Below are 26,643 nucleotides of genomic sequence, written 5' to 3' on the forward strand. Positions count from 1 at the left end.
GAGGATTAGACATGACACTTTCCAACGATCCGATTGTTATTGTCAGTGCCGTCCGCACCCCGATGGGCGGTTTCCAGGGCGAACTGAAGAGCCTGACCGCACCGCAGCTGGGCGCCGCAGCGATTCGTGCTGCCGTCGAACGCGCCGGTGTCGCTCCTGAATCCGTAGAAGAAGTGCTGTTCGGCTGCGTGCTCTCCGCCGGCCTCGGCCAGGCCCCGGCGCGGCAAGCGGCACTGGGCGCCGGACTGGATAAATCGACCCGTTGCACAACACTGAACAAGATGTGCGGTTCGGGCATGGAGGCCACGATCCTGGCCCACGACATGCTGATCGCCGGCAGTGCCGATGTGGTCGTCGCCGGTGGCATGGAAAGCATGTCCAACGCGCCGTACCTGCTGGACCGCGCCCGCAGCGGTTACCGCATGGGCCATGGCCGGGTGCTCGATCACATGTTCCTCGATGGCCTGGAAGATGCCTACGACAAGGGTCGCCTGATGGGCACCTTCGCCGAGGATTGCGCAGAAACCAACGGTTTTACCCGCGAAGCTCAGGACGCCTTTGCCATTGCTTCGACCACCCGCGCGCAACAGGCGATCAAGGACGGCAGTTTCACCGCCGAGATCGTGCCGCTCACCGTGACCGTCGGCAAAGAGCAGGTGCTGATCAGCCATGACGAACAGCCGCCGAAAGCCAAACTGGACAAGATCGCCTCGCTGAAACCGGCGTTCCGCGATGGCGGCACTGTGACCGCGGCGAACTCCAGTTCGATCTCCGACGGCGCGGCGGCACTGGTGTTGATGCGCCGTTCCGAAGCCGAGAAACAAGGCCTGAAACCGCTGGCGGTGATTCATGGTCACGCTGCATTTGCCGACACGCCGGGGCTGTTTCCGGTGGCACCGGTGGGCGCGATCAAGAAGCTGATGAAGAAAACCGGCTGGTCCCTGGACGAAGTCGAGTTGTTCGAAGTCAACGAAGCGTTCGCGGTGGTGAGTCTGGTGACCATGACCAAACTGGAAATCCCCCACGAGAAGATCAACGTTCACGGCGGTGCTTGCGCCCTGGGCCACCCGATCGGTGCGTCCGGCGCGCGGATCCTCGTGACCTTGCTCTCGGCCTTGCGCCAGAAAGGTCTGAAACGCGGCGTTGCAGCGATCTGCATCGGCGGCGGCGAAGCCACGGCCATGGCTGTGGAATGTCTGTACTGAAACTGACGCTATCCCATTGTGGGAGCGGGCTTGCTCGCGAAGAGGCCGGGTCAATCGACATCAATGTTGAATGACACACCGCTTTCGCGAGTAAGCCCGCTCCCACAGGTTCAGCGTTTCAACCAGGCATTTTGTGCGTTAGGCTCATTTTTAAGGACTTGGCATGATTCCCAATGACGAACAACTTCAGATCAGCGACGCGGCCCGGCAGTTTGCCCAGGAACGGCTGAAACCGTTCGCCGCCGAATGGGACCGCGAACATCGCTTTCCCAAGGAAGCCATTGGCGAGATGGCCGACCTTGGCTTCTTCGGCATGCTGGTGCCGGAGCAGTGGGGTGGTTGTGACACCGGTTACCTGGCCTACGCCATGGCGCTGGAAGAAATTGCTGCGGGCGATGGCGCCTGCTCGACCATCATGAGCGTACACAACTCGGTAGGTTGCGTGCCGATCCTCAAGTTCGGCAACGACGATCAGAAAGAACGCTTCCTCAAGCCGCTGGCCAGCGGCGCGATGCTCGGTGCGTTTGCCCTGACCGAACCGCAAGCCGGCTCCGACGCCAGTAGCCTGAAAACCCGTGCGCGGCTGGACGGCGATCACTACGTGCTCAACGGCTGCAAGCAATTCATCACCTCCGGGCAAAACGCCGGGGTGGTGATCGTGTTTGCGGTGACTGATCCGAGTGCCGGCAAACGCGGCATCACAGCGCTGATCGTGCCGACCGATTCGCCGGGTTATAAAGTCGCGCGAGTCGAAGACAAACTCGGTCAGCATGCCTCCGACACCTGCCAGATCCTCTTCGAGGATGTGAAAGTCCCGGTGGCCAATCGACTGGGCGAGGAGGGCGAAGGCTACAAGATCGCCCTGGCCAACCTCGAAGGCGGCCGTGTCGGCATCGCCTCGCAATCGGTGGGCATGGCCCGCGCCGCGTTCGAAGCGGCCCGCGACTATGCTCGTGAACGCGAGAGCTTCGGCAAGCCGATCATCGAACACCAGGCAGTGGCGTTCAGGCTGGCGGACATGGCGACCCAGATCGCCGTGGCCCGGCAGATGGTGCATTACGCGGCGGCATTGCGCGACAGCGGCAAACCGGCGCTGGTGGAAGCGTCCATGGCCAAGCTGTTCGCTTCGGAAATGGCCGAGAAGGTTTGCTCCTCAGCGTTGCAAACCCTTGGCGGTTACGGTTACCTGAACGACTTCCCGCTGGAGCGGATCTACCGCGACGTGCGGGTGTGCCAGATCTACGAAGGCACCAGCGATATTCAGCGCATGGTCATTTCGCGCAATCTTTGAGAAGGAATCCACCGATGAACTACGAAACGATTTTGCTGGAAACCCACGGCCGCGTCGGCCTGATCACCCTCAACCGTCCGCAAGCCTTGAACGCGTTGAATGCGCAAATTGTCAGCGAACTGAACCATGCCCTCGATGGCTTGGAAGCCGATTCGAACATCGGTTGCATCGTGCTGACCGGCTCGAAAAAAGCCTTCGCCGCCGGCGCCGACATCAAGGAAATGGCTGAGCTGACGTATCCGCAGATCTACCTCGATGACTTGTTCAGCGACAGCGATCGCGTGGCCAACCGCCGCAAGCCGATCATCGCCGCGGTCAATGGTTTCGCCTTGGGCGGTGGTTGTGAACTGGCGTTGATGTGCGACTTCATTCTGGCGGGCGACAACGCCAAATTCGGTCAACCGGAAATCAACCTCGGCGTGTTGCCGGGCATGGGCGGCACCCAGCGTCTGACCCGCGCCGTGGGTAAGGCCAAGGCCATGGAAATGTGCCTGAGCGGGCGTTTGATCGATGCCGTAGAAGCAGAGCGTTGCGGCATTGTTGCGCGGATCGTGCCGGCCGATGAGCTACTGGAAGAGGCGTTGAAAGTCGCGGCGCTGATTGCCAAGAAGTCGCTGCCGATTGCGATGATGGTCAAGGAAAGCGTTAACCGGGCGTTTGAAGTCAGCCTGTCGGAAGGCGTGCGTTTTGAGCGTCGGGTGTTCCATGCGGCGTTTGCGACGCAGGATCAGAAGGAAGGGATGGCGGCGTTTATTGCCAAGCGTGAGGCGGAGTTCCAGGGTAAGTGATGTAGCGCTCTCACGGACGCCTTCGCGAGCAAGCCCGCTCCCACATTTGATCCAGGGTGTTCACAAATGCTGTGTACACCGCAGGACTAATGTGGGAGCGGGCTTGCTCGCGAAGCTTTTAGGGCTTCAAACCAGATAGTGCTTGAGCTCCCGGGCAATCACCATCCGCTGTATCTCGCTCGACCCTTCATAAATCTGCGTGATCCGCGCATCCCGGTAGTAGCGCTCCACCGGGTAATCTTCCAGATACCCATACCCGCCATGAATCTGTATCGCCGACGAGCAGACCTTCTCGGCCATTTCCGAGGCAAACAGCTTGGCCTGTGAAGCCTCCGACAGACACGGCTTGCCGGCACTGCGCAACCGTGCGGCGTGCAGGATCAGCAAGCGTGCGGCGTTCAGTCGGGTATGCATGTCGGCCAGCATATTGGCGATGCTCTGGTGTTCGATGATCGGCTTGTCGAACTGCACCCGATCCCGCGCGTAAGCCAGCGCTGCGTCGAACGCTGCCCGGGCGATGCCCAAGGCTTGCGCGGCGATGCCGATGCGGCCGCCTTCGAGGTTGGAGAGGGCGATGGCCAGGCCTTTACCGCGTTCACCGAGCAGGTTGGCTTCGGGAACGGTGCAATTGTTCAGGGTCACGGCGCAGGTGTCGGAAGCGCGGATGCCCATCTTGTGTTCACTGCGGTCGACGATGAAACCCGCGGTTTCGGTCGGCACCAGGAATGCCGAGATGCCGCGCTTGCCCAGCTCCGGATCGGTCACGGCGAAGACAATCGCCAGTTTCGCCCGTTTGCCGTTGCTGACGAATTGCTTGGCGCCATTGATCACCCACTGGCCGTCGCGCAGTTCGGCGCGGGTGCGCAGGTTATGCGCTTCGGAACCGGCTTGGGGTTCGGTGAGGCAGAAGCAACCGATGGCCTGGCCGCTGGCGAGGTCCGGCAACCATTGCTGTTTCTGTGCTTCGGTGCCGTAGTTGAGCACCGGCCCGCAGCCCACGGAATTGTGGATGCTCATCAGCGCACCGGTGGCGCCATCACCGGCGGAAATCTCCTCCACCGCCAAGGCGTAGGCGACGTAGTCGACATAAGTGCCACCCCATTCCTCGGGCACCACCATGCCCAGCAGACCCAGTTCACCCATCTTCGCCACCAGACCATCATCGATCCAGCCGGCCTTTTCCCAGGCTTGTGCGTGGGGCGCGATTTCGCCGCGGGCAAAATCCCGGGCCATGTCGCGGATCATCACTTGCTCTTCGCTCAATTCGATATCGTGCATGGCTCAGCTCCAGCTTGGGTCGAACCCGGTGAAAAAACTCGCCACGTGCCCGGCGTCCAGCGCCTGCAGAGTCGGCGGATTCCAGCGCGGGTTCTTGTCTTTGTCGATCAGCAAGGCGCGCACGCCTTCGATCAGGTCGCCGCGTTCGAACCACTGGCGATCCAGGTGCAGTTCGAGGGCGAAGCACTGTTCCAGGCTCAGGTGCCGACCGCGCCGCAGCATTTCCAGGGTCACGCCCATGGCCAGCGGTGAACGGCTTTCCAGCAGGTCGGCGGTGGCCGTGGCCCACTCGTGGCTATCGGCGACGGTCACTTCACGCAGTTGTTCCACCATACTCGGCACATCGGGCAGGGCGAAGAAGTGATCGATGGCCGGCCGCAACGCCGCCAGGGGCGCTACCGGCAGTTGCTGCACGGCGAGTTTCGCCAGCACGCCTTGCAGGTCCTTGAGCGGCGTGTCGTGCCATTGGAGGTGATCGAGTTGCTCGTCCAGCGTGCTCAGGCTGGCGCTGTCCAGATACCAGTCGGCCAGGCCGCAATAGAGCGCATCGGCGGCACGAATCTGCACGCCCGTGACGCCGAGATAAATGCCCAGCTCACCCGGGATGCGCGGCAGGAAGTAACTGCCGCCAACGTCCGGGAAATAACCGATAGCCACTTCGGGCATCGCCAGACGGCTGCGCTCGGTGACCACCCGCAAATCGGCGCCTTGCACCAGCCCCATGCCACCGCCCAGCACAAAGCCGTCCATCAAGGCCAGGACCGGTTTGCGATAGTGATGGATGGCGAGGTCGAGGGCGTATTCCTCGACGAAGAAGTCTTCGTGCAGGGTGTCGCCACTTTTGAAACTGTCGTACAGCGAGCGAATATCGCCGCCGGCACAGAACGCTTTCTCACCAGCGCCGCGCAACACCACCGCGTGCACCTGCGGATCCTGTGCCCAGGCATCGAGCTGCTGTTGCAGGCTGCGAACCATGTCCAGGGTAATGGCGTTGAGGCCGGCGGGGCGATTGAGGGTCAGGTGACCGATGTGATTGCGAACCTCGGCCAACACTTCGTTTTGCGTGGCATCCATGGGCTGTGTTGTCGGGGATGAAACCTGAGCAGTCATCACTAACTCCCTGCTTTTATTGTTCTTTCTAGAGAAGCTCGCGCGCGAGCGATGCTGGATCGTATCAGTGCAAATTTGTGATGTACAACCGGGATACGTGCAGGTGCTGTTTGCATTTTTACCTTAGGGCAACTTCCAAGGATCGCAACCTTTGGCAGCAATCGGCGGCGAGTCTGTCAGTCAAGATGCGGAACCTGTGGGAGCGGGCTTGCTCGCGAAGACGGCGGCACAGTCAATATTGATGCAGCCTGACACACCGCTTTCGCGAGCAAGCCCGCTCCCACAGGGATTGCACTTGACTGACTGGCATCGGGGTAAGCCTGCTCACCACAAAAGCCTTTTTCCTCAGGCTCTGCTGCTCAGCACTTCACCGATGCTACGCCGCTTGGCATGTAGCTCACTGGCATGGATCAACTGCTCGAGGTCTTCAGGGGTGACGTCGTAGAAGGCCTCCATGTCGGCGAGGGCCAGTTTCAGATCCGCGGCAGTGATCGCCTGGCTGTCGGGGACGGGCATCATCGGCGCCGGTTCAGCGGGACGTTTGGGGTACCGAATGCGCGTCAGATTGTTGTACGCCAATGCGCTGAGCAGCATCGTCGAGGCACTGAGCATCACCGGGCCGAGGGCTTTCCACTCCAGGGCGATGGTCGCCGGGTCTGCCACCACCATAAGCAACGCCAACGCACCAGCCGGTGGGTGCAAGCAACGCAACCAACACATCAGAATCAGCGCCATGCCCGCCGCCAGGCAAGCGCTGCCGAGGGTGCGTCCGAGTACATGAGCGACCAGCAGCGAGACCACTCCCGCACAGAGGTAACCGCCAAGAATCGACCACGGCTGGGCAAGCGCGCCCGAGGACACGGCGAACAACAGCACCGCCGAGGCGCCCAGTGGCCCGATCAGATGCAGCGCCACTTGCATGCCGAATACCTGACTGCAGAGCCAGACGCTGAACATCGTGCCCAGTGACATGCCGATGGCGGCGCGGCTCCATTCTGAAGGGCGGGTATTGATGGCGGCAGGTAACCAGCGAGCGAACATGAGGCAAACGGTCCGTATAAAAATCCAGGCAAAAAAAAGGCTTAGCTGGGATACCCAGAAAGCCCTTGAAGTAGTTCCAACTATTGGGGAGGAACGGCGCACAGTGTGCCGTTCATTCCTTATACTGACAAATTCATATTAATGCTGCTTCAGTGCATTATTTTTGCAGTATTGCCACGCGCCGACCGCTCATGAAGCACAGCAAACCGCCCATCGCCGTCAACGCACTCAGTGCATAAAACATGGTGGGCGCGGGCGTGTGCAGCAGCAGATAGCCACAGATCACCGGGCTCAGCGCCCCACCGAGGGCCGCGAGATTCTGCGCGCCATAGTAGCTGCCGCGCAGTTCTTCCGGGGCCAGGGTGTCGACGAACAGAAATTCGGCCGGGTAAATGATCATTTCGCCAAGCGTGAAAATGAACATCGCCACGCACCAGCTCACCATGCTGTCAGCCAGGCTGAAACCGATCAACCCGAGGATGAACAGGCTGGTGCCGCCAGCAATCCAGTAACGCAGTTGTTCGCGCTTGAGGAACCGCCCGATCTGGTATTGCAGCAGGATCACGCTGATGGCGTTGCAGGCGAGCAGGGCGGCCATGGTTTCCAGGGCGCGTTTGGTGTCTTGGGTGACCAGCAGGTATTGCGACAAATACAGGGTGAAACGACCGTGCACCACGGTGCTGAGCAGGCAGCCGCAAGTGAACATGATCAGCGTGCGGTCGTTCTTCAGGGTGATCAGGGTTTTGAGGAAACTCTGAGGCTGGCCGATGGCGGGTGTCTGGGCCGGGTCTTTGGGAATCCCGCTCATCAGGAAAATACTGAAGAATGCGATTCCGCCAGCGATCAGGAATGGAGCTGTTGGCTGCACCCCGGCGATCACCACGCCGAGCATCGGGCCGGTGGCGTAGCCGATATTGGTCAGGGTGTAGCGCAGTGAAAAAGCCTTGGCGCGCTGGCCCACGGGCAGGTTTTCGCTGAGGATCGCCTTGGACCCGATCAGGAACAGCGCCGAGGCAGTTTCGGTGATCACCAGGGTGGCGGTGGTCAGGTAGAGGTTTTCGGCGAAGGTCAGCAGCACGAAACCGATGGCGCTGGAGAGCATGGTCAGAATCAGCAGCCGACGTTTTTCGAGGCGGTCGATGATGTAACCGCCGTAAAGCGCGAGCAGGGTGGCGATGAACACCGCGATGCCCAGCAACAGGCCGACGTCCTGTTGGTTGAGGCCGAGTTTGTTGCTCAGAAACAGGGTGAGCAACGGGCTGGTAATGGCGCGGCTGACGACGATGGTCAGCGAAACGATCATCAAGCGGCGGATAACGAGGGAGTAAGTGGCCACGGTGGGGCAAATGTCCTTATTTTAGATTTCGTAGTGTTCGCCGGGATATCGAGTCGCTGCCATTCGCGAGCAAGCCCGCTCCCACATTAAAACTGTGCCGATCACAAAATTTGTGATCAACCCGATCAACTGTGGGAGCGGGCTTGCTCGCGAAGAGGCCGGACCAGGCAACACACTATTCAACTCAGCCACCGATCAAGCGCCCGAACCGATTCCAGCTCTTCCAGCCGCCACAACTGCTCAATCAATCCTTGCACCCGCTGTCGCGGCATAACCCGGCCCGCCAGACTGAAGAACTTCTCCTCCAGCGCCTCATCACTCAGCGGATTGCCCGGCGCACCCAGCGGCACCTCAACGCACAGGCTCGCTTGCCGACCGTCCACGGTCTGCAGGCTGACCACAGGCTCGCCATCCTCGGACAGTAGCGGGTCGACTTCAAGGTGAATACGCGACATCCAGTGAGCAATTCGCGGATGGTGGCGCTGTTCGTCGTCGTAGGCTTCCAACCGGCAATGCCCATGGGCCAGCCGGGCGGCGAGGGCATAGCGCAGGCTCATTTGCGCCGCCGGCAGGGTATTGATGTCCTGACCGCCACACATGTCCTGAAGAAATCCGCACAACGACACCTGAACGCTCTCGACCTGATCCGCGCTGACCTGCAATTGATCCAGCAACAGGCTCAATGCATCGATCGCCGAATGCGTCCCCCGGCATGCCGCATAGGGTTTGATCGAGCAGCGGGCGAGTTTCCATACCTGTCCCAGTTCGGCGTCCAACGCCTCAGGCACGGCGGTATCCGCCGCGAGGGTCTTGAGAAAACCGCCCCAGACATCATCGAACAGTTTTGTCGGCCCGGTGATGCCTTGTTGCGCAAATCGCGCCGCCAACAATCCACCTTCGGCGGCCCTTCCGCTGTGGAGTTTTTTGCTTTGCGAGCCGTCATGAATGAACGCCCAAAGACCGCCGCTGAAGCTGCCGGCAATGCCCAGCGCCGCCAGGGTTTGCTGTGCATCCAGCCCCAGAATCCGTGCACTGGCCGCCGCCGCACCAAAGACCCCGCACGTCGCGGTGGAGTGCCAACCGGCGCCGTTGTGGGCCGAATAACTGCCGCAGGCTTCGAGTACCCGGCGGCCGATTTCGTAGCCGATCACCACGGCGGTGATCAACTCGCGGCCGTTTACTGACGCTTCAGAAACCGATAGCTCCGACATCGAGAGCGCAGCCATCACCGCCGGCAGCACCACCGCGCCGGAGTGATCGCAGCCGCCGGTGTCGTCCAGCTCCAGGGCATGTGCGGCGATGCCGTTGAGCATGGCGGCCTGCGCTGCGCCGACGCGCTGACCGGTGCCCCAGACCAACGTGCTGCCGGTCTCACCCTCGAAAACCTGACGCGCCTGCTTCGCCACATCACTGCCAGCCCCGGCCAGGGTCACGCCGAAGGTGTCGAGGATGTGTCGCCCGGCTTGCGCAACCAACGCGGGAGGTAAATCTTCGAAGCGAGTATCGACGCAGAACTGTGCCAACCGCTCCATCCGCACGACTCCATCGTAGGCGCTACCGAAGGCTGAGATCTGTTGATCTTTCATACGCCGTAATCCCGGTAATGACGTTCGTACACGGCTGCCGGATGATCCTCGGCCACGGGCGCTGCCGATTCAGCCCACCATTGAGCGACCTCGGCACCGGTGGCGATCCACACGTCGTCATGTTGTTGGATGCTTTGCAGCAATTCGCGCAACACGCCGATCCGCCCGGGCGTGGCGATGATCTCCGGGTGCAACCGCAGCACGTAACACAGCCCGAAGCGGTGAAACCCGGCGAAGTCCATTTGCAGGTTGCCCAGCGTGTGGCTGTAAGAGGCGATCCGCGATTGCGCCGGCGGCACCGCCGGGCTGAGGTTGAAGGCGAAGTAGGGTTCATCTTCCAGTTCGTAGTGCAATGGCAACTCGATCACTTCGGGCGCCGTCGGATGAGCGAAGGGCAAATCATCGCCGCGCCATGACGAGTCCCAGCGGATGCCATGCTCCCTTAACGCCTCGATGAAACCCGGCGCACCGTTGCCGGCCGGGATACGAAAGCCTGTCGGACGCTGACCGGTCAACGCGCTCAATGCCGCGCAACCCTTGGCGACCTCGGTGCTTTGCTCGGCCAGCGTCAGCTTGTCGTAGTTCTGATGGCGATACCCGGCGCAGGCAATCTCATGCCCGCCGGCCTGGATCGCTCGGATGTGCTGCGGGTTTTCCTCGGCGACGATGCCGGGAATGAACCAACTGCTGGAAACGCCCAGTTCTTCGAAAAGCCCGAGCAAACGCTCGACACCGCGTTGGGTGCCGTAGCGCCACACCGACAAAGTCTTATCGCGCCCGGCGACTTCCGGCGCCTGGGTGAGGATGCCGTGGATGTCGTTGTAATCGACGGTCAGCACCACGGCACAGCGGTAGCCGTTGGGCCAGACAGTGGAATCAGCCATGGTGATGCTCCTTCAGCCACCAGTGGGCGACGTCGCGGCAGGTGGCGAACCAGACGTCGTCGCGTTGGCGCATGTGTTCGAAGAGTTTTTCCAAGAGCAGGATGCGCCCCGGTTTGCCGGTGATCTTGGGATGGAACAGGGTGGTCAGGCACAACCCTTCAGCCATGGCACCGTCGAATTCGCGGCACCAGTTGTCGAGGGTCAGCGCGTAGCTGGCGGTGCGGTCCAGCCCCGACGGAAAGTCCGGCGCGCGGGTGTAGGCGAGGGAGGCGTAGTCGTCCATTTCCCAGCGACCGGGGATTTCCACCAGCGGTGTATCGAAGCCCGGCACGTTGACCAGATACGGCCGATCATCGCCGCGCATGCTGCTGGAGTAGGTCACGCCAGCTTCCACCAGCATCGCCGGCGTTTCGGCCCGCCAGTCGCCGGATGGTGTGCGGAAACCTTCGGCGCGGATGTTCAGATGCTTCCAGAACACCTCGCGGGATTTGTGCATCACGTCCTTTTGCTGGTCCAGCGTCAGGGCGTAAAAGGATTCATGTTTGTAACCGTGGTAAGCCACCTCATGCCCGCGCTCGACGATTGCCTGGCACTGTTTCGGCCAGTTCTCCACGACCCAGGCCGGGACGAAGAACGTGGTCGGGATCCGGAACTCATCCAGCAAATCGAGAATCCGCGGCAGAGCCCGATAGGGGCCATAACCACCGAAACCGAAATACTCGGGTTTACGCCAGATCGAGCCGTTGAGCATCGCATCGCCGGTCGGGCCATCGAGGTCGAAGGCCAGGGCGAGGCAGGCTGTGTGCTGGTCCGGCCAGGTCGGTTGGGGTGAGGAGGACATGTGGTGCTCCAGCTATTTATAGGTAAAACACAATCTCCGTAGGAGCGAAGCTTGCTCGCGAAGAGGCCGGTACATTCAACATCTATGTCGCCTGACAGATCGCCTTCGCGAGCAAGCCCGCTCCCACACTGGTTTTGAGTCGATCACAATTCTGTGGTCAGCCAGCAAACCTGTAGGAGCGAAGCTTGCTCGCGAAGGGGCCAGTACATTCAACATCTATGTCGCCTGACAGACCACCTTCGCGGGCAAGCCTCGCTCCTACAGGTATTCGAGGTTGCCCGCAGAATCCGGATCGACATCTGATCCTGTAGGAGCGAAGCTTGCTCGCGAAGAGGCCAGTACATTCAACATCGATGTCGCCTGACAGACCGCCTTCGCGGGCAAGCCTCGCTCCTACAGGTATTCGAGGTTGCCCGCAGAATCCGGATCGACATCTGACCCTGTAGGAGCGAAGCTTGCTCGCGAAGGGGCCAGTACATTGAACATCTTTGTCACCTGACAGACCGCCTTCGCGGGCAAGCCTCGCTCCTACGGGGCAAGCATTACTTGCCGGCGTTAATGGTCACGGTCTTGATTGCACCCAGTTCCAGGTCCCACTTCTTCAGGATCGCCTGGTAGCTGCCGTCATCGACCATGCTCTGCATCGCCACTTTCACCGCTTCACTCAGCTCAGGCTTTTTCTTGCTCACACCCAGCCCGGTGAACTGCTTGGAAATTGGCAGGCCCACGGTTTTGTACATGTCCTTTTCCTGGGTCTTGAGGTACGGCAGGGTTTCGCTGCCTTGCATGGCCGCGTCGATACGGCTTTGACGCAGTTGCGCGCGGGCATCGGCCGAGCCTTCGGTGCCGATCACGTTGATCGCAGGTTTGCCGGCGGCTTCGCAATTGGCCTTGCTCCACTCGGCGATTTCCGCCGGGAAGGTGGTGCGGCGGCTGGTGCCGACTTTCTTGCCGCACAGGTCGATGATCTCGTTGGTGTCCTTGTTTTTCTGCAAGGTGTAGAACTGCGGACCGCTGGTGAAGTAGTCGACGAAGGTTACGCTGGCCTGACGCTCAGCGGTGTCGGTCATGCCCGACATCACCATGTCGACGCGGTCGGTGGTCAGCGCGTTGATCATTTGTTCGAAGCCGGTTTCCTGCCATTTGATCTTCACGCCCAGCCGCTCGGCCAGGGCGTTGCCCAGATCAACGTCGAGCCCGGTGAGGGTGTTGGTGGCCGGGTCCTTGAAATCCATTGGCGGGTAGTTCGGCATGATTGCCACAACGACCTCGCCCTTGTCCTTGATGCTGGCCGGTAGCTCGGCGGCCCAGGTGAAGCTGGAAGCCATAACGCCTGCGAGTACTGCTGGGATAACTATGTTCTTCATGGTCGTTCTCTTATGAGTGTTGTTACGCAGCTCTTGGTTTCCGAGGCTGGCGCTTAGGTTCGAACGGCAGAAATGAAGCTTTGGGTGCGTGGGTTTTGCGGACTTATTAGTATTTCTTCGGGGCTTCCAGCCTCCACGATCTGTCCTTCGTCCATGAACACCATGCGGTTGGAAACCTCGCGAGCGAAGCCCAGTTCATGGGTGACGACGATCATGGTCATGCCGGTCTGCGCCAGATCGCGCATCACCGACAGCACCTCTCCGACCAGTTCCGGGTCGAGTGCCGAAGTGGGTTCATCGAACAGCATCAGCTTGGGGCGCATGGCCAATGCACGGGCAATGGCGACACGTTGTTGCTGACCGCCCGACAGTTCAATCGGGTAGCTGTTGCGCTTGTCGGCCAGGCCGACGCGAGCGAGCAACTCCAAGGCTTCTTCGTGCGCTTCTTTGGGCGAACGCTTGAGCACCTGGCACGGCCCTTCGATGATGTTTTGCAGCACAGTCATGTGCGGGAACAGGTTGAAGCGCTGGAACACCATGCCGGTCGCCAGGCGCTGGCGGGCGATCTGCGACTCGTTGAGTTCGTGCAGCTTGTTGCCGACGATGCGGTAACCCACCAGTTCGCCGTCGACCCACAGGCCGCCCTTGTCGATTTTTTCCAGCTGATTCACGCAGCGCAGCAGGGTGCTCTTGCCGGAGCCGGACGGGCCGATGATGCACAGCACTTCGCCTTGCTCGACCTCGATGTTGATGTCCTTGAGTGCGTGGAAATGGTCGTAGTACTTGTTCAGGCTCACGGCCTTGACGATGCTTCTCATGTTGAACTCCTCAAGAACGCTTGCCGGCGCCGCGAGCGAAACGACGCTCCAGTCGGCTTTGACCAAAGGACAGAACAGTGACGGTGGCCAGGTACCAGATACCGGCGACGATCAGCAGCTCCATCACGCGGGCGTTGGCGTAGTAGATGTTCTGGGCGTTGTAGAGCAGTTCCGAGTACTGGATGACACTCGCCAGGGAGGTCATTTTCACCATGCCGATGAACTCGTTACCCACCGGCGGAATGATGATCCGCATGGCCTGGGGCAGGATGATCCGGCGCAGGGCTTGCAGGCGTGGCATACCGATCGACTTGGCGGCTTCGTACTGCCCGGTGTCCACCGAGAGCAGGCCGGCGCGCACCACTTCGGCGGTGTAGGCGCCCTGGTTGATGCTCAAACCGAGGAGGGCGGCCACGAACGGTGTCATCAGGCTCACGGTGTCCATTTCGAACAGGCCGGGGATGCCGATGGTGGGGAAAATCAGTGCCAGGTTGAACCACAGCAGCAGTTGCAGAATCAGCGGCGTGCCGCGAAACAGCCAGGTGTAGGTCAGCGCCACATAGCGCAGGATCGGGTTGGCCGACATGCGCATGATGGCGGTGATCACCCCGAACACGATGCCCAGCGCCATCGCCAGCACCGCCATGACGATGGTGTTGAGCAGGCCCCACATAATGGCCTGTGAGGTAAGGAACTGGCCGATGTACGACCATTCGATCTTGCCTTCGGCGAAGGCCCGTACCAGACCGATAATTGCAATCACGATCACCGTGGCGAAGAAAATCCGCCCGTAGTAACGCCGTGGCACATGCTGGTACTGGGTGATATCGAACTGGTTTTCCGCCAGTTTGCGCTCCGCCTGGAGTCGTTCTGCCTGAGTCTGGCTCATGTTGTTTCTCCGTACGCTTGGTAATTCAGGCCAACCACAATCCCCTGTGGGAGCGGGCTTGCTCGCGAATGCGGTGTGTCATTCAACATAAATGGCGACTGACACGGCCCCTTCGCGAGCAAGCCCGCTCCCACAGGTTTTGTGTCCTGCTTCAGAGCCGGAAACCCTGATAGTTCTCGGTCCATTGCTGCTGGGCGGCGAGGGCGGTTTTCAAACGGCCGATCTGCTCGCGCACCTGTTGCGGCGCGGTGCCGCCCCAGCCGCTGCGGGCGGCGATGGCGGCTTCCAGCGTCAGGCTGTCGCGCACTTCAGGTTTGAGGCGCGAATCGATCTCGGCCAGCAGCGCCGGAGATGCTTCCCACAATTCGATCTCATGTTTCTCACAGGCCTGGACCAGTGCACCGGTGATTTCGTGAGCTTCCTTGAACGGCACGCCGCGCACTGCCAGCCAGTCGGCCACTTCGGTAGCGAGGGTGAAACCCAGCGGGGCCTGACGACGCAGTTCTTCGACGTTGACCTTCATCGTCGCGACCATTCCGGCCATGGCCGGCAGCACCAGCAGCAGGGTGTCGACGCTGTCGAGCACGCCGTTCTTGTCCTCACTCAAGTCGCGGTTGTACGACAGCGGCAGGGATTTGAGGGTCGACAGCAAACCGGTCAGGTTACCGATCAGGCGGCCAGCCTTGCCCCGGGCCAGTTCGGCGATGTCCGGGTTTTTCTTCTGCGGCATGATCGAACTGCCGGTGGCGTAGGCATCGTCCAGCGCGACCCAGCGAAATTGCCGCGACGACCACAGGCAGAACTCTTCGGCGAGGCGGGAAATGTTGATCCCCAGCATGCTGGCAATGAACAGGAACTCGGCAACGTGATCGCGGCTGGCAACGGCGTCAATGGAGTTTTCGCACACGCCGCTGTAGCCCATTTCCTTGGCCGACTGCTGCGGCAGGCGAGCAATGGCGGAACCGGCCATGGCCGCCGCGCCGAGTGGCGACAGCGAGGTGCGCACATCCCAATCCACCAGGCGCTGCACGTCACGCAGCATCGATTGGGCGTGGGCCAGCAAGTGGTGAGCAAAGACGATTGGCTGGGCCTGTTGCAAGTGGGTGAACCCAGGGCAGATGCTCTCGATGTGTTGCTCGGCCTGATCCACCAGCGCTTGTTGCAAGGCCAGCACTTCGACGGCCAGGGTGCGCACGTGATCACGCAGGAACAGCCGCAGGTCATTGGCGGTCTGGTCGTTGCGCGAGCGGCCGGCGCGCAGCTTGCCGCCCAGTGCGCCGAGGCGTTCGGTCAGCAGGCGCTCGATGAACGTGTGGACGTCTTCGTCATCCAGCGTCGGCGCGATGCTACCGGCACGGAAGTCATCACCGATACGCTCCAGGGCGTCGAGCATGGTCTGGGTTTCCTGCTCGCTCAGAAGCCCTGCGCGCTGCAATTCCCGGGCATGCGCCTTGGATCCGGCGAGGTCGTACGGGGTAAGGCGAAAGTAGCGCTCGGGACAACGGGACAGGGCCGCCAGGGCTTCGGACGGGCCGCTCTTGAAGCGGGCACCCCAGAGACGGTCGGTGGTTTGAGACATTGTTGTTTTTCCTCGTCGTTGCTCGGAAGTTAAAAATTAATCTGGTGTGAGGCCGAAGAGCTTCGCGGGCAAGCCTCGCTCCTACAGATCATCAGTGTGCAGAGCCTGGAACACCCGCCGAAAATCATTCGGGCGTGGTTCGGCTCAATCAAATTCAAGGGCAGGGGAAAAGCGCAGTTGCTAAATGGCGAGAGCTGATCGAAGTGTCAGCTTTTAATAGTTCGAAATCAGTGAGTTGGCACTGATCGACGGGATTTATTAACGGTTGCCAAGCCTTGTTTTCTGTGTTCATTATTATTAGCCAGCACTGTTTTTGTTGTTGGGCACAGATTGTTGAATAGGGCGCCAGAGGTAAATAAGCATTATGGAAACCCCACTTTCCAATTCCGGAAACCCGCCGCCAAAAACGCTACATCGGGCACCGCTGGCCCTCAGCGGTCTGGACTTCAAACTGCTCAAAGTATTCAAGGCTGTGGTCGAGGCGGGTGGCTTCAGTGCGGCGCAGAATGAGCTGAATGTGGGCCTGGCGGCCATCAGCAAACAGATCTCCGACCTCGAGATTCGCATCGGCATGCGCCTGTGCACCCGAGGGCGGGAAGGGTTTCACCTGACCGAAGAAGGGCGCCTGGTGTACCAGGCATCAATCGATTTGTTTGCCTCCGTCGACAACTTTCGAGACCGGCTTAGTTCGGCGCAGAATGAACTTATTGGCGATCTTGGGGTGGGTGTTATTGATAATACGATCACCGACGATAATTCACCGTTAGTTGCGGCGCTTAGAAAAATAAATGAAGAGTCGCCAAAAGTAAGGTTTCAACTTCAAGCGTCTCAGTTAGATGAGGTAGAAAGAGGCGTCGTCGAGGGGCGGTTAGTGGCCGGGATCGTGCCGGTTTATCAGAAAAGAGAGGAGTTCGATTACTTCCCGCTTTATGAAGAACGCTCGTACGTGTATTGCGCCGTCGGCCATCCGCTGTTCTCAGTGCTGGAGGCGGAGATGGGCAGCAATGTGCTGCAGGATTACGAGTGCATCAACCACCGTTACGCGATCCATCGAGACAAACTGAATTTTGCCCGCTACGACAGCTTTTCTGCGTCGGCAACTCAAGTGGAAGCCGTGGCGCTGCTGGTCAAGACCGGCCGTTTCGTGGGTTTTCTGCCCGAGCATTACGCGGCAACCCTGGTGGCTCAGGGACAGTTTCGGGCGGTGCGGCCGGACCTGATCAACATCGTCACGCCGTTCAATTTGATCCTGCGTCACAACACTGTGCGCAGTCCGCTGGTAAAGGCGTTTGCCCAAGCGTTGGGGGTGGATTTGAAGGCGTCGGTTTGACGCTAACGCCGCGTCAAGCGCATCGCACAGCGTCGCTCCCCCGGAAAACCGTGGTTGCTTTCATTGTTCAACACCGCCGTTAAACGCGGGCCGATTTCAGCCAGGCTCAAAGTTTCAAAACCGAGTTGCCGATAAAACGATTCATTCCAGGGCAAGTCGCGAAACGTAGTCAAAGTCAGACCGTGGAGTTCTCGTCTACCAGTGCCGTTAACAGCAACTTGCGGCCAGCGCCCAGGACAAGACTGCGTACACCGAGTTCATGTAGGAGCTGCCGCAGACTGCGATCCTTTGATCTTGATCTTCAGCAATTTCAAAGCCGCCAAAAGATCGCAGCCTTCGGCAGCTCACAAAGGGGGGCTGGAAGATGGGCGCGTCACGCCACGACCGAGGCCGCTGGCCATTGCTGATGGGGAATCGGCAGGTTGCGTGATTCGCCACGGCCCATCGGGAAGTACAGGAAGCCACTGCGGGCCAGGCGTTCGGCGTCGTACAGGTTGCGCCCGTCGAAGATCACCGGAGCGTTAAGCCGTTGCTGGATCAGATCGAAGTCCGGCGCCTTGAATTGCTGCCATTCGGTGCAGATGATCAGTGCGTCGGCCCCGGTAAGAACCGATTCTGGTGTGCCCATGAGCATCAGCTTAGATTCGTCCGGGTAAAGATGTTGGGTTTCCTGCATGGCTTCCGGGTCGAACGCTCGTACATTGGCCCCGGCGGCCCACAGCGATTCGAGCAGCACCCGGCTCGGCGCATCGCGCATGTCGTCGGTGTTGGGCTTGAAGGCCAGGCCCCACACAGCGAAGGTCTTGTCGCGCAAATCGCCCTTGTAGAAGGCGTTGATGCGTTCGAACAGTTTGTGTTTCTGCCGCTCGTTGATGGCTTCCACCGCTTGCAGCAGGTCGCTGTTGCAATGGGCTTCTTCGGCACTGTGAATCAGCGCGCGCATGTCCTTGGGGAAACACGAGCCACCGTAACCGCAGCCGGGATAGATGAAGTGATAACCGATGCGTGAATCGGCGCCGATGCCCAGCCGCACCGATTCGATGTCGGCGCCCAGGTGTTCGGCCAGCTCGGCGATCTGGTTGATGAAACTGATCTTGGTTGCCAGCATGCAGTTGGCGGCGTATTTGGTCAGCTCGGCGCTGCGCAGGTCCATGAACATGATGCGGTCATGGTTGCGATTGAACGGGGCGTAGAGATCGCGCATCACATCGCGCACGTCATCGCGCTCACAGCCGATGATGATGCGGTCCGGGCGCCGGCAATCGGCCACGGCCGAACCTTCCTTGAGAAACTCGGGGTTGGAGACGATATCGAACTGCAGCAGCCGACCGACCTTGAGCAGGCACTTTTCGATATGCGCGCGCAGGGTATCGCCCGTGCCCACCGGCACCGTGGATTTCTCCACCAGAATCACCGATTGTTCACGGTGACGCGCCACCGCTTCACCCACCGACAGCACGTAGCGCAGGTCCGCCGAACCATCCTCCCGGGACGGCGTGCCGACGGCGATGAACAATACCTGGCCATGCTGCACCGCGAGTTTTTCGTCGGTGGTGAACTGCAGCCGTTTGGCTTCCAGGCTCTCACGCACCAGGCTGGCCAGCCCCGGTTCGAAGATGCTGACGTGGCCTTGTTGCAGCAACGCGACTTTCTTCTCGTCAATGTCCATGCACACCACGTCGTGGCCGACTTCAGCCAGGACGGCAGCTTGCACCAGGCCAACATAACCGCTACCAAATACACTGATTTTCATAGAGCTCTCCTGATAGTGGGCACGTGAGCAGGTCGAGAGTTGATGGTGATGACACCGAGAATGACCAGCGCCACCCCGAGGGTTTTCGAAAGACTGAAGGTTTCGTTGAACAACGGCAGGCTGGCGGCCAGCACATACACCAGCGCGTAGCTGATGCTCAGCAGCGAATAAGCCCTACCCAGGGGCAAGTCCCGCAGGGCGGCGAGCCAGGTAAGCATCGACACGGCATAGGCGAGAATGGCGGCCAGCACGACGACTACGGCGGACACATCGACGCTGCCGTTGCTCAAGGCGGATATCAATTGTTCGGGATGGGGCAGGCGGGTCATGCTCCAGCGCATACCCAACTGCGCGGCGCTGCCCAGCAGCACGCTGCCCAAGGCGAAGGCGAGTCCGCGACGCAGGCTCATGCGTGTTGCCCCAGCAGCGCCACGCCAGCGATTACCAGCGCCACGCCCAGCCAGTGACGGCGGTCGATGGTTTCATGAAAGACGAAGCGGGCGACCAGTGTGATCAACACAAAATTCAGGCTGAGCATGGGATAGGCGACGCCGACTTCGAGGCGCTGCAACACCAGCAGCCAGACCAGCAAGCCCAAGCCCAGAGAGGCGAGCGCCAGCCACAGCCACGGCGAGCGCAGTTTCTCGCCCCAGCCCGACGTCTTGCCGCGCCAACTTTCCACGGCGTATTTCTGGGCGATTTGGCCCAGGCAGGTCAGCAGGCAGGCAGCCAATACGAGCAGCAGGCTCATGGCGCCCCCTGAGGAAAGATCAGAATCACCAGGTTGCCTTGTTCATAACGTTTGCCATCCTTGGGCAGTCGTTCGATTTCTTGCAGCTCGCCATCGCCCTTGACCCGCATCACCACGCCGACCGAACCACTCTGGCGGGCTTCGCGCATCCACTGTTGCACCTTGTCCAGGTCGACTCGCTGCTTCACTGAATCAGGATAGGCGAGGCCATATTTCAATTCGCCTATCGTGTTGTATAACGCCACGTCGGGGCGTTTCAGGCGCCAGGCCAGGGCTGCAGCGGCGCCCAGGTCATTGCTCAGTAACTTGCCGGTCTGCGCCAGTTCCTCGGCGTGCTCGAGGATGAACTGGTCAGGCATCTTGTTCGCCACCACCGAGTCGGGCAGTCCGGCCGGCAGCACACCGATCAGCAGCAAACTGCCAAAGGCCGGTGCCGCCCAGCATTGCAACGGGCGGAACGCTTGCAGCAGGTTGGCCATGATCCAGCCGGTCAAGCCGATGAACACCAGAACGAGGTTGTGCAGTTCATGGTTGTACAGCGGTTTTTTTAGTTGCAGATAGATCAGCGCAATCAGGATGATCAGGCCCAGCGTCAGGTTCAGCAGGCCATTGATCCCCAGTACCCGACCCTTTTCCAGCTTCAGACGGTCTGCCAGTGCATGGCCCAGCAACAGCGCCAGGGGCAGCAGGCAGGGCAAGATGTAGGTCGGCAATTTGCCGTTGCTCAGGCTGAAAAACGTCAACGGCATCAGCAGCCACAGCAACAGGAAAGCAATGCCCGCCTGATGCCGGGTCTGCCACGCCTGTTTCAGTGCCGACGGCAGCAACGCCGCCCACGGCAGACTGAACGCCACCAGCAGCGGCAAATAGAACCACCACGGTGCGTCATGCTGGGCGTCATCCCCGGCGAAACGGCGAATGTGTTCGTGCCAGAAGAAGAACCGCCAGTAATCGGGTTCCTGCGCGTGCACCGCCAAGGCCCACGGCAGGCTCACCGCGATGGCCACGGCAATCGCCACCGGGCCGTAAGTCAGCAGCTCCCGCCAGCGTTTTTGCCAGAGCATCCAGGGCAGGGCGATCAGCACCGGCAGCAGCCAGGCGAGAAACCCCTTGGTCATGAAGCCCATGCCGCAGGCCAGCCCCAGAACCGCCCAACCGAGCAGACGCCGGCCACGGCTGACGCTGTCCAGCGCAAACCACAAAGCCACCAGACTCAGATTGACCCAGAAGGTGAATTGCGGATCGAGGTTGGCGTAGCCGGCTTGCCCGGCGACGATGGTAAAACTCATGTACAGCAGCGCGCAGGCGAAGCTTTTGCGCGGTTCGTTCCACAGCCGGCGGGCGATCAGATAACACAGCAACACGCTCAGCCCGGTGCTCAACACTGAGGCGATACGCACACCAAACAGGTTGTCGCCAAACAGCGCTTGGCCAATGGCGATCATCCAATAACCGGCCACTGGCTTTTCGAAGTAACGCAGGCTCATGAAGTGCGGCGACACCCAGTTACCGCTCAGGAGCATGTCCTGGCTGATCTGGGCGTAACGGGTTTCGTCGGGAATCCATAAACCGTGGGTGCCCAACGGCAGCAAGTACGCCAGCGCCAGAACGACCAGCAAAAACGGCAGTGCCCAGCGTTTGCTCATACGCCTTGTACCCCGAGCCAGCCTTCACGGCCCTCGAGGGTTCCGCGCGCGACATGACCCATGGGCAAAGTGGCGGGTGCCTCGGGCAGCAGGTCGCCCAGGGGTTGGAAATGAATGTCCTGCCGGCGCGCATCGGCCAGCAGTTGACGGAAATCGTTGGCCATTAGAATCCCTTCTACTTCGGCATGGATCGTGTAGACGTTGAGTGCTTGCGGGGTGAACCGCTCAAGAATGAACGCGTTGAAGTCCTTGGCGGCGACGTTCGGGCCGACCACCTCATCGAAGGTCGGCAGGTCCACCGGAATCTGCGGTGTCCCCGGACTGCCATCGGCCAGCGTCGGCCGGAAGAGGCGCTGGCCCCGACAATCGCTGTTGTAGCGAAAGCCGAAACCCTGCTTGGCCTCGATCACACGCTCGTCCGCCCGCCAACCGGCAGACGCCGAGCACTCGACCTTTTGCCCGAGAATATCGCTGAGGCTGTCGACGCCACGGCGAATCTGCTCGATCAACTGCGCCTCGCTCCAGCGCCCGGCATTGGCCTGCCAGCCGTGGTGATCCCAGGCGTGCAGGCCGACTTCATGCCCTGCCGCCAGGGTCTGACGCATCAGGTGCCCGAGGTCGCGGCCGATCGGTTTGCCCGGCCACGCGGTGCCGGCCAGCAAAATGTCCCAGCCATACAGGCCGGCGGCGTTTGAACGCAGCATCTTCCAGAGGAACTGCGGACGGATCAGGCGCCACAGATGGCGGCCCATGTTGTCCGGCCCGACACTGAAGAAAAACGTCGCCTTGACCTGAGCCTCATCGAGCATGTCCAGCAGATGCGGCACCCCCTCACGGGTGCCTCGGTAAGTGTCGACATCGATTCGTAGGCCTGCCTGCATCAGCATGATTCTTCTGTAGATCGCTGCGCGACTTCGAGCATGGCTTCACGCAGGAAGAAGTCCAGCGTGTTGCCGATGGTTTCGCTCATCTCGACTGTTGGTCTCCAGTCAAGCAGACGTTTGGCGTTGGCGATGCTCGGTTTGCGATGAGACACGTCCTGATAGCCAGTGCCATAGAAGGCTTTGCTTTCGATATCGCGGAATCCGGCGAATGGCGGGAAGTTGGCGCGCAGCGGGTGCGCCTCGAACTGACGCAGCAGTTCTTCGCCCAACTGACGAATGCTGGCCTCGTTATCCGGGTTACCGATGTTGATGATCTGGCCGTTGCAGACGTCGTTCTCATTGTCGATGATCCGCGCCAGGGCTTCGACGCCATCGGCGATGTCGGTGAAGCAGCGTTTTTGCTCACCGCCATCGAACAGGCGAATCGGTGTGCCTTCCACCAGGTTCAGGATCAGTTGGGTGATGGCCCGGGAACTGCCAATGCGTGCCGAATCCAGACGGTCCAGGCGCGGGCCCATCCAGTTGAAAGGGCGGAACAGGGTGAAATTCAGGCCTTTCTGGCCGTAAGCCCAGATCACCCGGTCGAGCAACTGCTTGGAGATCGAATAGATCCAGCGTTGCTTGTTGATCGGGCCGACCACGAGGTTGGAGCTGTCTTCGTCGAAGTTGCCATCCTGGCACATGCCATAGACTTCGGAGGTCGACGGGAAGATCACGCGCTTGTTGTACTTGACGCAGTAGCGAACCAGTTTCAGGTTCTCTTCGAAGTCCAGTTCGAACACCCGCAGCGGATTGCGGGTGTATTCGATCGGCGTGGCAATCGCCACCAGTGGCAGAACCACGTCGCACTTCTTGATGTGGTACTCGATCCACTCCGAATGGATGCTGATGTCGCCTTCGACGAAGTGGAAGTTCGGATGGCTGCGCAGGCGCTCGATGGCGTCCGAGCCGATGTCCAGGCCGTACACTTCATAGCGGTCGTCACGCAGCAGACGTTCGGACAGGTGATTGCCGATGAAACCGTTGACGCCGAGGATCAGGACCCGGGTGCGACGCGGTGCACGGCCCGATTCGGCGCCGCGCAGCACCGAGCCATCGACCAGCCCCAGTTCGTTGGCCAGTTGCGGGCCGCTCAGGTACAGGCCGTTGTCGTTACGCTGGCCGGCGTTGATCACCAGCGAGTCTTCGCCGCAGGTGATACGCAATGGGTCGACGCTGATGACCCGGCCCGGTGCCAGCCCTTCATTGCCCTTGACCACGTCGGCGCTCCAGACAATCAGCTTGTGCTCACCCACCGCGCAGAACGCGCCCGGGTAAGGCTGGGTCACGGCGCGGACCAGATTGAACAGCTCTTCAGCCGGTTTGTTCCAGAGCAGTTTGCCGTCCGCCGGGGTGCGGCGACCGAACACCGTGGCTTGGGATTCGTCCTGAGGCGTTTCGCTGACTTTGCCCTGAAGCAGCGCGGGGAGGGTGTCGCGCAACAGATCGGTGGCAGCCAGGCGCAATTTGCCGTGCAGGGTCAGCGCGGTGTCGGTACGCTCAATCGCCACCCGTTGCTGGGCGATGATCGCGCCGGCGTCGGCACGTTTGACCATGCGGTGCAGGGTCACGCCGGTTTCCGTTTCACCATTGACCAGCACCCAGTTGGCCGGTGCCCGGCCACGGTAGCGCGGCAGCAACGAGCCATGCAGGTTGAACGCACCTTTACTGGCCGTGGCCAGCAGTGGCTCACTCAACAGATTGCGGTAGTAGAACGAGAACAGGTAATCGGGGTTGAGCTTGCTGATGCGCTCGATCCACAGCGGATGGTTGGCGTCTTCCGGGGCGTGCACCGGGATGCCTTTGCGCGCGCACAGCTGCGCAACCGAGCCATAGAACGCGTTTTCCTTCGGATCGTCGGGATGGGTGAACACGGCGGCAATCTCGTAACCTGAATTGAGCAGGGTTTCGATGCCGGCACAGCCAATATCGTGATAAGCGAAGACAACAGCTTTTGCGCTCATGAGAGAACCTGATCTGAAGAAGTGGAAGTGAGACCATCAACGGTGACAACGGGAGCAGGGGCAGAGGGGGTGCTGCGCAGAACCTTTTCGATAAAGAACCGTGGACGCGCCCGGACGTCGCTGTACATGCGCCCCAGGTACTCGCCCAACAGGCCCATGCCAATGAATTGCCCACCGGTGAAAACGAACAGCACGGCGAACAGGACGAACGTACCGTCGCCGGCCCAACTGGCACCGAAAGCCAGGCGCAGTACAATCAACGCGATGGCGAACAGCACGCCGAGGCCGGCCATGCCGAAGCCGACGATGCTCAGTAATCGCAGCGGTGTGGTTGTCATGCAGGTGATCAGGTCGAACATCAGGTTGATCAGGCGCATCGGGCTGTATTTGGATTCGCCGTGTTCGCGCTCGGCGTGGGTCACCAGAATTTCCGTGGTGTGGCGGGCGAAGCTGTTGGCCAGGATCGGGATGAAGGTGCTGCGTTCGCGGCAGGCGAGCATGGCGTCGACGATGGTCCGGCGATAGGCGCGCAGCATGCAGCCGTAGTCGCTCATGGCGACGCCGGTGGAACGCTGCACGGCGAGGTTGATCAGCTTCGACGGCCAGCGGCGCAAGGCCGAGTCCTGACGGTTATTGCGCACCGTGGCAACCACGTCGTAGCCCAGTTCTGCCTGAGCCACCAGCCGCGGGATTTCTTCTGGCGGGTTTTGCAGGTCGGCGTCGAGGGTAATGACCACATCACCTTTGCACTGTTCGAAACCGGCCATGATCGCTGCGTGCTGGCCGTAGTTACGGTTGAGAATGACCGCCACCACCGGGCTGCACTCGCGATTGGCAGCGTCCTCGAGGATTTGCGCCGAGTTGTCGCGACTGCCGTCATCGACCAACACAATTTCGTAATCCTGGTGCAGTTGCTGGCACGCCGCTTCGGTGCGCCGGAGCAACTCGGGCAGGCTGTCTTGCTCGTTGTAGACCGGAATGACGATTGACACGCAACGGATTGGGTAAGGTCTCACAGGCTTGTATCCAGAATGGTTTCAATGGCGCCGACGACACGATCGACATCATCGGTGGTCATGTCGGGGAACAACGGAATCGAACACAGCCGCGCCGAATTCCATTCGGTGTTGGGCAGGTAGATGTTGGGGAAACGCTGGCGGTAATACGTGTGCAGGTGTGTGGCGATGAAGTGAATGCCGGTACCGATGTTCTGTTCTTGCAGGGCTTTCATGAACGCCTCACGGTCCAGCCCGCAACGTTCGGTGTCGATACGCAGAATGAACAGGTGCCAGGCGTGCTGCTGCGCATGCGCCGGAATGGCCAGTGGCTGCACTGGTAAGCCTTCCAGGCGTTGCAAATAGGTTTGGGCCAACTCCGTGCGCTTGGCGTTGATTGCGTCCAGACGCTCCAGTTGCACCAGAGCTATGGCCGCGTTGATGTCGGCCAGGTTGTACTTGAAGCCGGGTTCGATCACCTGGGCCTGGGGTTTGCGGCCGTGGGTGAGGCGGTCGTAGGCGTCGACGCCAAGGCCATGGAACTTGAGCATGCGCACTCGAGTCGCCAGGGCTTCATCGTCACTGACGAACATCGCGCCCTCGGCGCAGGTCATGTTCTTGATCGCATGGAACGAGAAGATCGCCGTGCCTTGGGCGCCGACATGACGACCTTTATAGAAAGTGCCCGCCGCGTGGGCCGCGTCTTCGATGACGGCGATCCCGTGCTGGTCGGCCAGCGCGTAGAGCGGATCGAGGTCGAACGCCGCACCGGCATAATGCACCGGAATGATCGCCTTGGTGCGCGGCGTGATTGCCGCGTCGATGTTCGCCAGGTCGCTCATCAACGTGTCGCGGTCAACGTCGACGAAAACCGGCGTCGCGCCGAGCAGGCAGATCATGTTGGCGGTCGATACCCAGGTCTGGGACGGTGTGATGACTTCGTCACCGGGACCAATTCCCAAGGCCAGTAACGTGATGTGCATCCCGCCGGTGGCCGAGGACAATGCGACGGCATGGCGACAGCCTACATAGTTGGCGAAGTGCTCTTCCAGTTGCTGGTTTTTCGGCCCGGTAGTGATCCAGCCGGAGCGCAGTACTTGCTCTACGGCAGCAATTTCTTCATCGCCGATACTGGGGCGGGAGAAGGGGAGAAACGCCTGATTCATGGGCACCTCGCAGCTGAAAAATGAATAGCCTTACAGGCGAAAACATCGGATCCAACATTAGCGTAGACGCAAAAACGAAAGCTGCATCAAGTAGTTGCCAGA

The 26,643-nt window shown here is 60.6% G+C and carries 23 protein-coding genes; 4 read left to right on the top strand and 19 right to left on the bottom strand.

Annotated features, from left to right (window positions below; translation table 11 throughout):
* The first annotated feature begins 11 nt into the window (after window positions 1-11).
* From KW837_RS05495 to KW837_RS05505, 3 genes are all read left to right on the top strand, one after another.
* Complete coding sequence (locus tag KW837_RS05495) at window positions 12-1,205, top strand: acetyl-CoA C-acyltransferase (protein ID WP_218394808.1); 1,194 nt, start codon at window positions 12-14, stop codon at window positions 1,203-1,205.
* Window positions 1,206-1,368: 163 nt separating this feature from the next.
* The gene (locus tag KW837_RS05500) at window positions 1,369-2,496 is read left to right on the top strand and encodes an acyl-CoA dehydrogenase (RefSeq protein WP_007900180.1); all 1,128 of its coding nucleotides are present in this window, start codon (window positions 1,369-1,371) and stop codon (window positions 2,494-2,496) included.
* 14 nt (window positions 2,497-2,510) lie between these two features.
* Entirely contained in the window at window positions 2,511-3,284 is a 774-nt protein-coding gene (locus KW837_RS05505; RefSeq protein ID WP_218394809.1) for an enoyl-CoA hydratase, read from the top strand.
* A 126-nt stretch (window positions 3,285-3,410) separates the two neighbouring features.
* Here the strand turns inward: KW837_RS05505 and KW837_RS05510 are convergent, their stop codons facing one another.
* The 11 genes from KW837_RS05510 to argH all read right to left on the bottom strand — a co-directional run bounded on the left by KW837_RS05510 (window position 3,411) and on the right by argH (window position 16,013).
* Window positions 3,411-4,562, bottom strand: coding sequence for an acyl-CoA dehydrogenase family protein (locus tag KW837_RS05510; RefSeq protein ID WP_218394810.1), 1,152 nt, complete (start codon window positions 4,560-4,562; stop codon window positions 3,411-3,413).
* A 3-nt stretch (window positions 4,563-4,565) separates the two neighbouring features.
* Window positions 4,566-5,672 carry an enoyl-CoA hydratase/isomerase family protein gene (locus tag KW837_RS05515; RefSeq protein ID WP_218394811.1) on the bottom strand — a complete coding sequence of 369 codons (1,107 nt, stop codon included), beginning with the start codon at window positions 5,670-5,672 and terminating at the stop codon, window positions 4,566-4,568.
* Between the two features lie 345 nt (window positions 5,673-6,017).
* Window positions 6,018-6,713 carry an HPP family protein gene (locus KW837_RS05520; protein ID WP_218394812.1) on the bottom strand — a complete coding sequence of 232 codons (696 nt, stop codon included), beginning with the start codon at window positions 6,711-6,713 and terminating at the stop codon, window positions 6,018-6,020.
* A 157-nt stretch (window positions 6,714-6,870) separates the two neighbouring features.
* On the bottom strand, window positions 6,871-8,049 hold the full coding sequence (locus KW837_RS05525; RefSeq protein WP_218394813.1) for an MFS transporter: 1,179 nt from the start codon (window positions 8,047-8,049) through the stop codon (window positions 6,871-6,873).
* Between the two features lie 179 nt (window positions 8,050-8,228).
* Window positions 8,229-9,635 (bottom strand): MmgE/PrpD family protein, encoded by a 1,407-nt coding sequence (locus tag KW837_RS05530; RefSeq protein ID WP_218394814.1) that lies wholly within the window; start codon window positions 9,633-9,635, stop codon window positions 8,229-8,231.
* Window positions 9,632-10,519 carry a polysaccharide deacetylase gene (locus tag KW837_RS05535; protein WP_218394815.1) on the bottom strand — a complete coding sequence of 296 codons (888 nt, stop codon included), beginning with the start codon at window positions 10,517-10,519 and terminating at the stop codon, window positions 9,632-9,634. Before KW837_RS05535 ends, KW837_RS05530 begins: the two co-directional genes overlap by 4 nt.
* Window positions 10,512-11,360, bottom strand: coding sequence for a polysaccharide deacetylase (locus tag KW837_RS05540; RefSeq protein WP_218394816.1), 849 nt, complete (start codon window positions 11,358-11,360; stop codon window positions 10,512-10,514). Before KW837_RS05540 ends, KW837_RS05535 begins: the two co-directional genes overlap by 8 nt.
* Before the next feature lie 542 nt (window positions 11,361-11,902).
* Entirely contained in the window at window positions 11,903-12,727 is an 825-nt protein-coding gene (locus KW837_RS05545; protein ID WP_007900204.1) for an ABC transporter substrate-binding protein, read from the bottom strand.
* A 53-nt stretch (window positions 12,728-12,780) separates the two neighbouring features.
* Entirely contained in the window at window positions 12,781-13,545 is a 765-nt protein-coding gene (locus KW837_RS05550; protein ID WP_007900205.1) for an amino acid ABC transporter ATP-binding protein, read from the bottom strand.
* A gap of 10 nt (window positions 13,546-13,555) precedes the next feature.
* On the bottom strand, window positions 13,556-14,434 hold the full coding sequence (locus KW837_RS05555) for an amino acid ABC transporter permease (protein ID WP_105346141.1): 879 nt from the start codon (window positions 14,432-14,434) through the stop codon (window positions 13,556-13,558).
* 151 nt (window positions 14,435-14,585) lie between these two features.
* Window positions 14,586-16,013: an argininosuccinate lyase gene (gene argH / locus KW837_RS05560; RefSeq protein ID WP_063343604.1), complete on the bottom strand. Its 1,428-nt coding sequence runs from the start codon at window positions 16,011-16,013 to the stop codon at window positions 14,586-14,588.
* Between the two features lie 364 nt (window positions 16,014-16,377).
* Between argH and KW837_RS05565 the strand changes: the two genes are divergently transcribed.
* The gene (locus KW837_RS05565) at window positions 16,378-17,343 is read left to right on the top strand and encodes a LysR family transcriptional regulator (protein WP_192342993.1); all 966 of its coding nucleotides are present in this window, start codon (window positions 16,378-16,380) and stop codon (window positions 17,341-17,343) included.
* A gap of 373 nt (window positions 17,344-17,716) precedes the next feature.
* On the opposite strand, the gene KW837_RS05570 is transcribed toward KW837_RS05565, so the two are convergent.
* Genes KW837_RS05570 through arnB form a run of 8 tightly spaced genes read right to left on the bottom strand, consistent with a single transcriptional unit; the run spans window position 17,717 to window position 26,541 of the window.
* Complete coding sequence (locus KW837_RS05570) at window positions 17,717-19,096, bottom strand: UDP-glucose/GDP-mannose dehydrogenase family protein (RefSeq protein ID WP_192342994.1); 1,380 nt, start codon at window positions 19,094-19,096, stop codon at window positions 17,717-17,719.
* A complete protein-coding gene (arnF, locus tag KW837_RS05575) occupies window positions 19,093-19,506 on the bottom strand; it encodes a 4-amino-4-deoxy-L-arabinose-phosphoundecaprenol flippase subunit ArnF (protein WP_192342995.1) in 414 nt (137 codons plus the stop codon). Before arnF ends, KW837_RS05570 begins: the two co-directional genes overlap by 4 nt.
* Window positions 19,503-19,847 (bottom strand): 4-amino-4-deoxy-L-arabinose-phosphoundecaprenol flippase subunit ArnE, encoded by a 345-nt coding sequence (gene arnE, locus KW837_RS05580; RefSeq protein WP_008072369.1) that lies wholly within the window; start codon window positions 19,845-19,847, stop codon window positions 19,503-19,505. The genes arnF and arnE overlap by 4 nt, the downstream gene beginning before the upstream one ends.
* On the bottom strand, window positions 19,844-21,493 hold the full coding sequence (gene arnT / locus KW837_RS05585; protein WP_192342996.1) for a lipid IV(A) 4-amino-4-deoxy-L-arabinosyltransferase: 1,650 nt from the start codon (window positions 21,491-21,493) through the stop codon (window positions 19,844-19,846). Before arnT ends, arnE begins: the two co-directional genes overlap by 4 nt.
* Complete coding sequence (gene arnD, locus KW837_RS05590; RefSeq protein ID WP_192343201.1) at window positions 21,490-22,374, bottom strand: 4-deoxy-4-formamido-L-arabinose-phosphoundecaprenol deformylase; 885 nt, start codon at window positions 22,372-22,374, stop codon at window positions 21,490-21,492. Before arnD ends, arnT begins: the two co-directional genes overlap by 4 nt.
* Window positions 22,374-24,380 carry a bifunctional UDP-4-amino-4-deoxy-L-arabinose formyltransferase/UDP-glucuronic acid oxidase ArnA gene (arnA, locus tag KW837_RS05595; protein WP_218394817.1) on the bottom strand — a complete coding sequence of 669 codons (2,007 nt, stop codon included), beginning with the start codon at window positions 24,378-24,380 and terminating at the stop codon, window positions 22,374-22,376. The genes arnD and arnA overlap by 1 nt, the downstream gene beginning before the upstream one ends.
* Complete coding sequence (arnC, locus tag KW837_RS05600) at window positions 24,377-25,396, bottom strand: undecaprenyl-phosphate 4-deoxy-4-formamido-L-arabinose transferase (RefSeq protein ID WP_218394818.1); 1,020 nt, start codon at window positions 25,394-25,396, stop codon at window positions 24,377-24,379. The genes arnA and arnC overlap by 4 nt, the downstream gene beginning before the upstream one ends.
* Complete coding sequence (gene arnB, locus KW837_RS05605) at window positions 25,393-26,541, bottom strand: UDP-4-amino-4-deoxy-L-arabinose aminotransferase (RefSeq protein WP_218394819.1); 1,149 nt, start codon at window positions 26,539-26,541, stop codon at window positions 25,393-25,395. Before arnB ends, arnC begins: the two co-directional genes overlap by 4 nt.
* Window positions 26,542-26,643 lie beyond the last annotated feature (102 nt).

The sequence above is a fragment of the Pseudomonas sp. PDM24 genome (assembly GCF_019218905.1).
Lineage (GTDB): Bacteria > Pseudomonadota > Gammaproteobacteria > Pseudomonadales > Pseudomonadaceae > Aquipseudomonas.

What these genes read in the sequence shown, in the direction of transcription:
- arnB (WP_218394819.1), bottom strand. Translation starts at nt 26,541, where the DNA reads ATGAATCAGGCGTTTCTCCCCTTCTCCCGCCCCAGTATCGGCGATGAA.
- KW837_RS05520 (WP_218394812.1), bottom strand. Translation starts at nt 6,713, where the DNA reads ATGTTCGCTCGCTGGTTACCTGCCGCCATCAATACCCGCCCTTCAGAA.
- KW837_RS05495 (WP_218394808.1), top strand. Translation starts at nt 12, where the DNA reads ATGACACTTTCCAACGATCCGATTGTTATTGTCAGTGCCGTCCGCACC.
- KW837_RS05555 (WP_105346141.1), bottom strand. Translation starts at nt 14,434, where the DNA reads ATGAGCCAGACTCAGGCAGAACGACTCCAGGCGGAGCGCAAACTGGCG.
- KW837_RS05530 (WP_218394814.1), bottom strand. Translation starts at nt 9,635, where the DNA reads ATGAAAGATCAACAGATCTCAGCCTTCGGTAGCGCCTACGATGGAGTC.
- KW837_RS05545 (WP_007900204.1), bottom strand. Translation starts at nt 12,727, where the DNA reads ATGAAGAACATAGTTATCCCAGCAGTACTCGCAGGCGTTATGGCTTCC.
- arnF (WP_192342995.1), bottom strand. Translation starts at nt 19,506, where the DNA reads ATGAGCCTGCGTCGCGGACTCGCCTTCGCCTTGGGCAGCGTGCTGCTG.
- KW837_RS05570 (WP_192342994.1), bottom strand. Translation starts at nt 19,096, where the DNA reads ATGAAAATCAGTGTATTTGGTAGCGGTTATGTTGGCCTGGTGCAAGCT.
- arnA (WP_218394817.1), bottom strand. Translation starts at nt 24,380, where the DNA reads ATGAGCGCAAAAGCTGTTGTCTTCGCTTATCACGATATTGGCTGTGCC.
- arnE (WP_008072369.1), bottom strand. Translation starts at nt 19,847, where the DNA reads ATGAGCCTGCTGCTCGTATTGGCTGCCTGCCTGCTGACCTGCCTGGGC.
- arnD (WP_192343201.1), bottom strand. Translation starts at nt 22,374, where the DNA reads ATGCAGGCAGGCCTACGAATCGATGTCGACACTTACCGAGGCACCCGT.
- KW837_RS05535 (WP_218394815.1), bottom strand. Translation starts at nt 10,519, where the DNA reads ATGGCTGATTCCACTGTCTGGCCCAACGGCTACCGCTGTGCCGTGGTG.
- KW837_RS05550 (WP_007900205.1), bottom strand. Translation starts at nt 13,545, where the DNA reads ATGAGAAGCATCGTCAAGGCCGTGAGCCTGAACAAGTACTACGACCAT.
- argH (WP_063343604.1), bottom strand. Translation starts at nt 16,013, where the DNA reads ATGTCTCAAACCACCGACCGTCTCTGGGGTGCCCGCTTCAAGAGCGGC.
- KW837_RS05500 (WP_007900180.1), top strand. Translation starts at nt 1,369, where the DNA reads ATGATTCCCAATGACGAACAACTTCAGATCAGCGACGCGGCCCGGCAG.
- arnT (WP_192342996.1), bottom strand. Translation starts at nt 21,493, where the DNA reads ATGAGCAAACGCTGGGCACTGCCGTTTTTGCTGGTCGTTCTGGCGCTG.
- KW837_RS05540 (WP_218394816.1), bottom strand. Translation starts at nt 11,360, where the DNA reads ATGTCCTCCTCACCCCAACCGACCTGGCCGGACCAGCACACAGCCTGC.
- KW837_RS05510 (WP_218394810.1), bottom strand. Translation starts at nt 4,562, where the DNA reads ATGCACGATATCGAATTGAGCGAAGAGCAAGTGATGATCCGCGACATG.
- KW837_RS05565 (WP_192342993.1), top strand. Translation starts at nt 16,378, where the DNA reads ATGGAAACCCCACTTTCCAATTCCGGAAACCCGCCGCCAAAAACGCTA.
- KW837_RS05515 (WP_218394811.1), bottom strand. Translation starts at nt 5,672, where the DNA reads ATGACTGCTCAGGTTTCATCCCCGACAACACAGCCCATGGATGCCACG.
- KW837_RS05505 (WP_218394809.1), top strand. Translation starts at nt 2,511, where the DNA reads ATGAACTACGAAACGATTTTGCTGGAAACCCACGGCCGCGTCGGCCTG.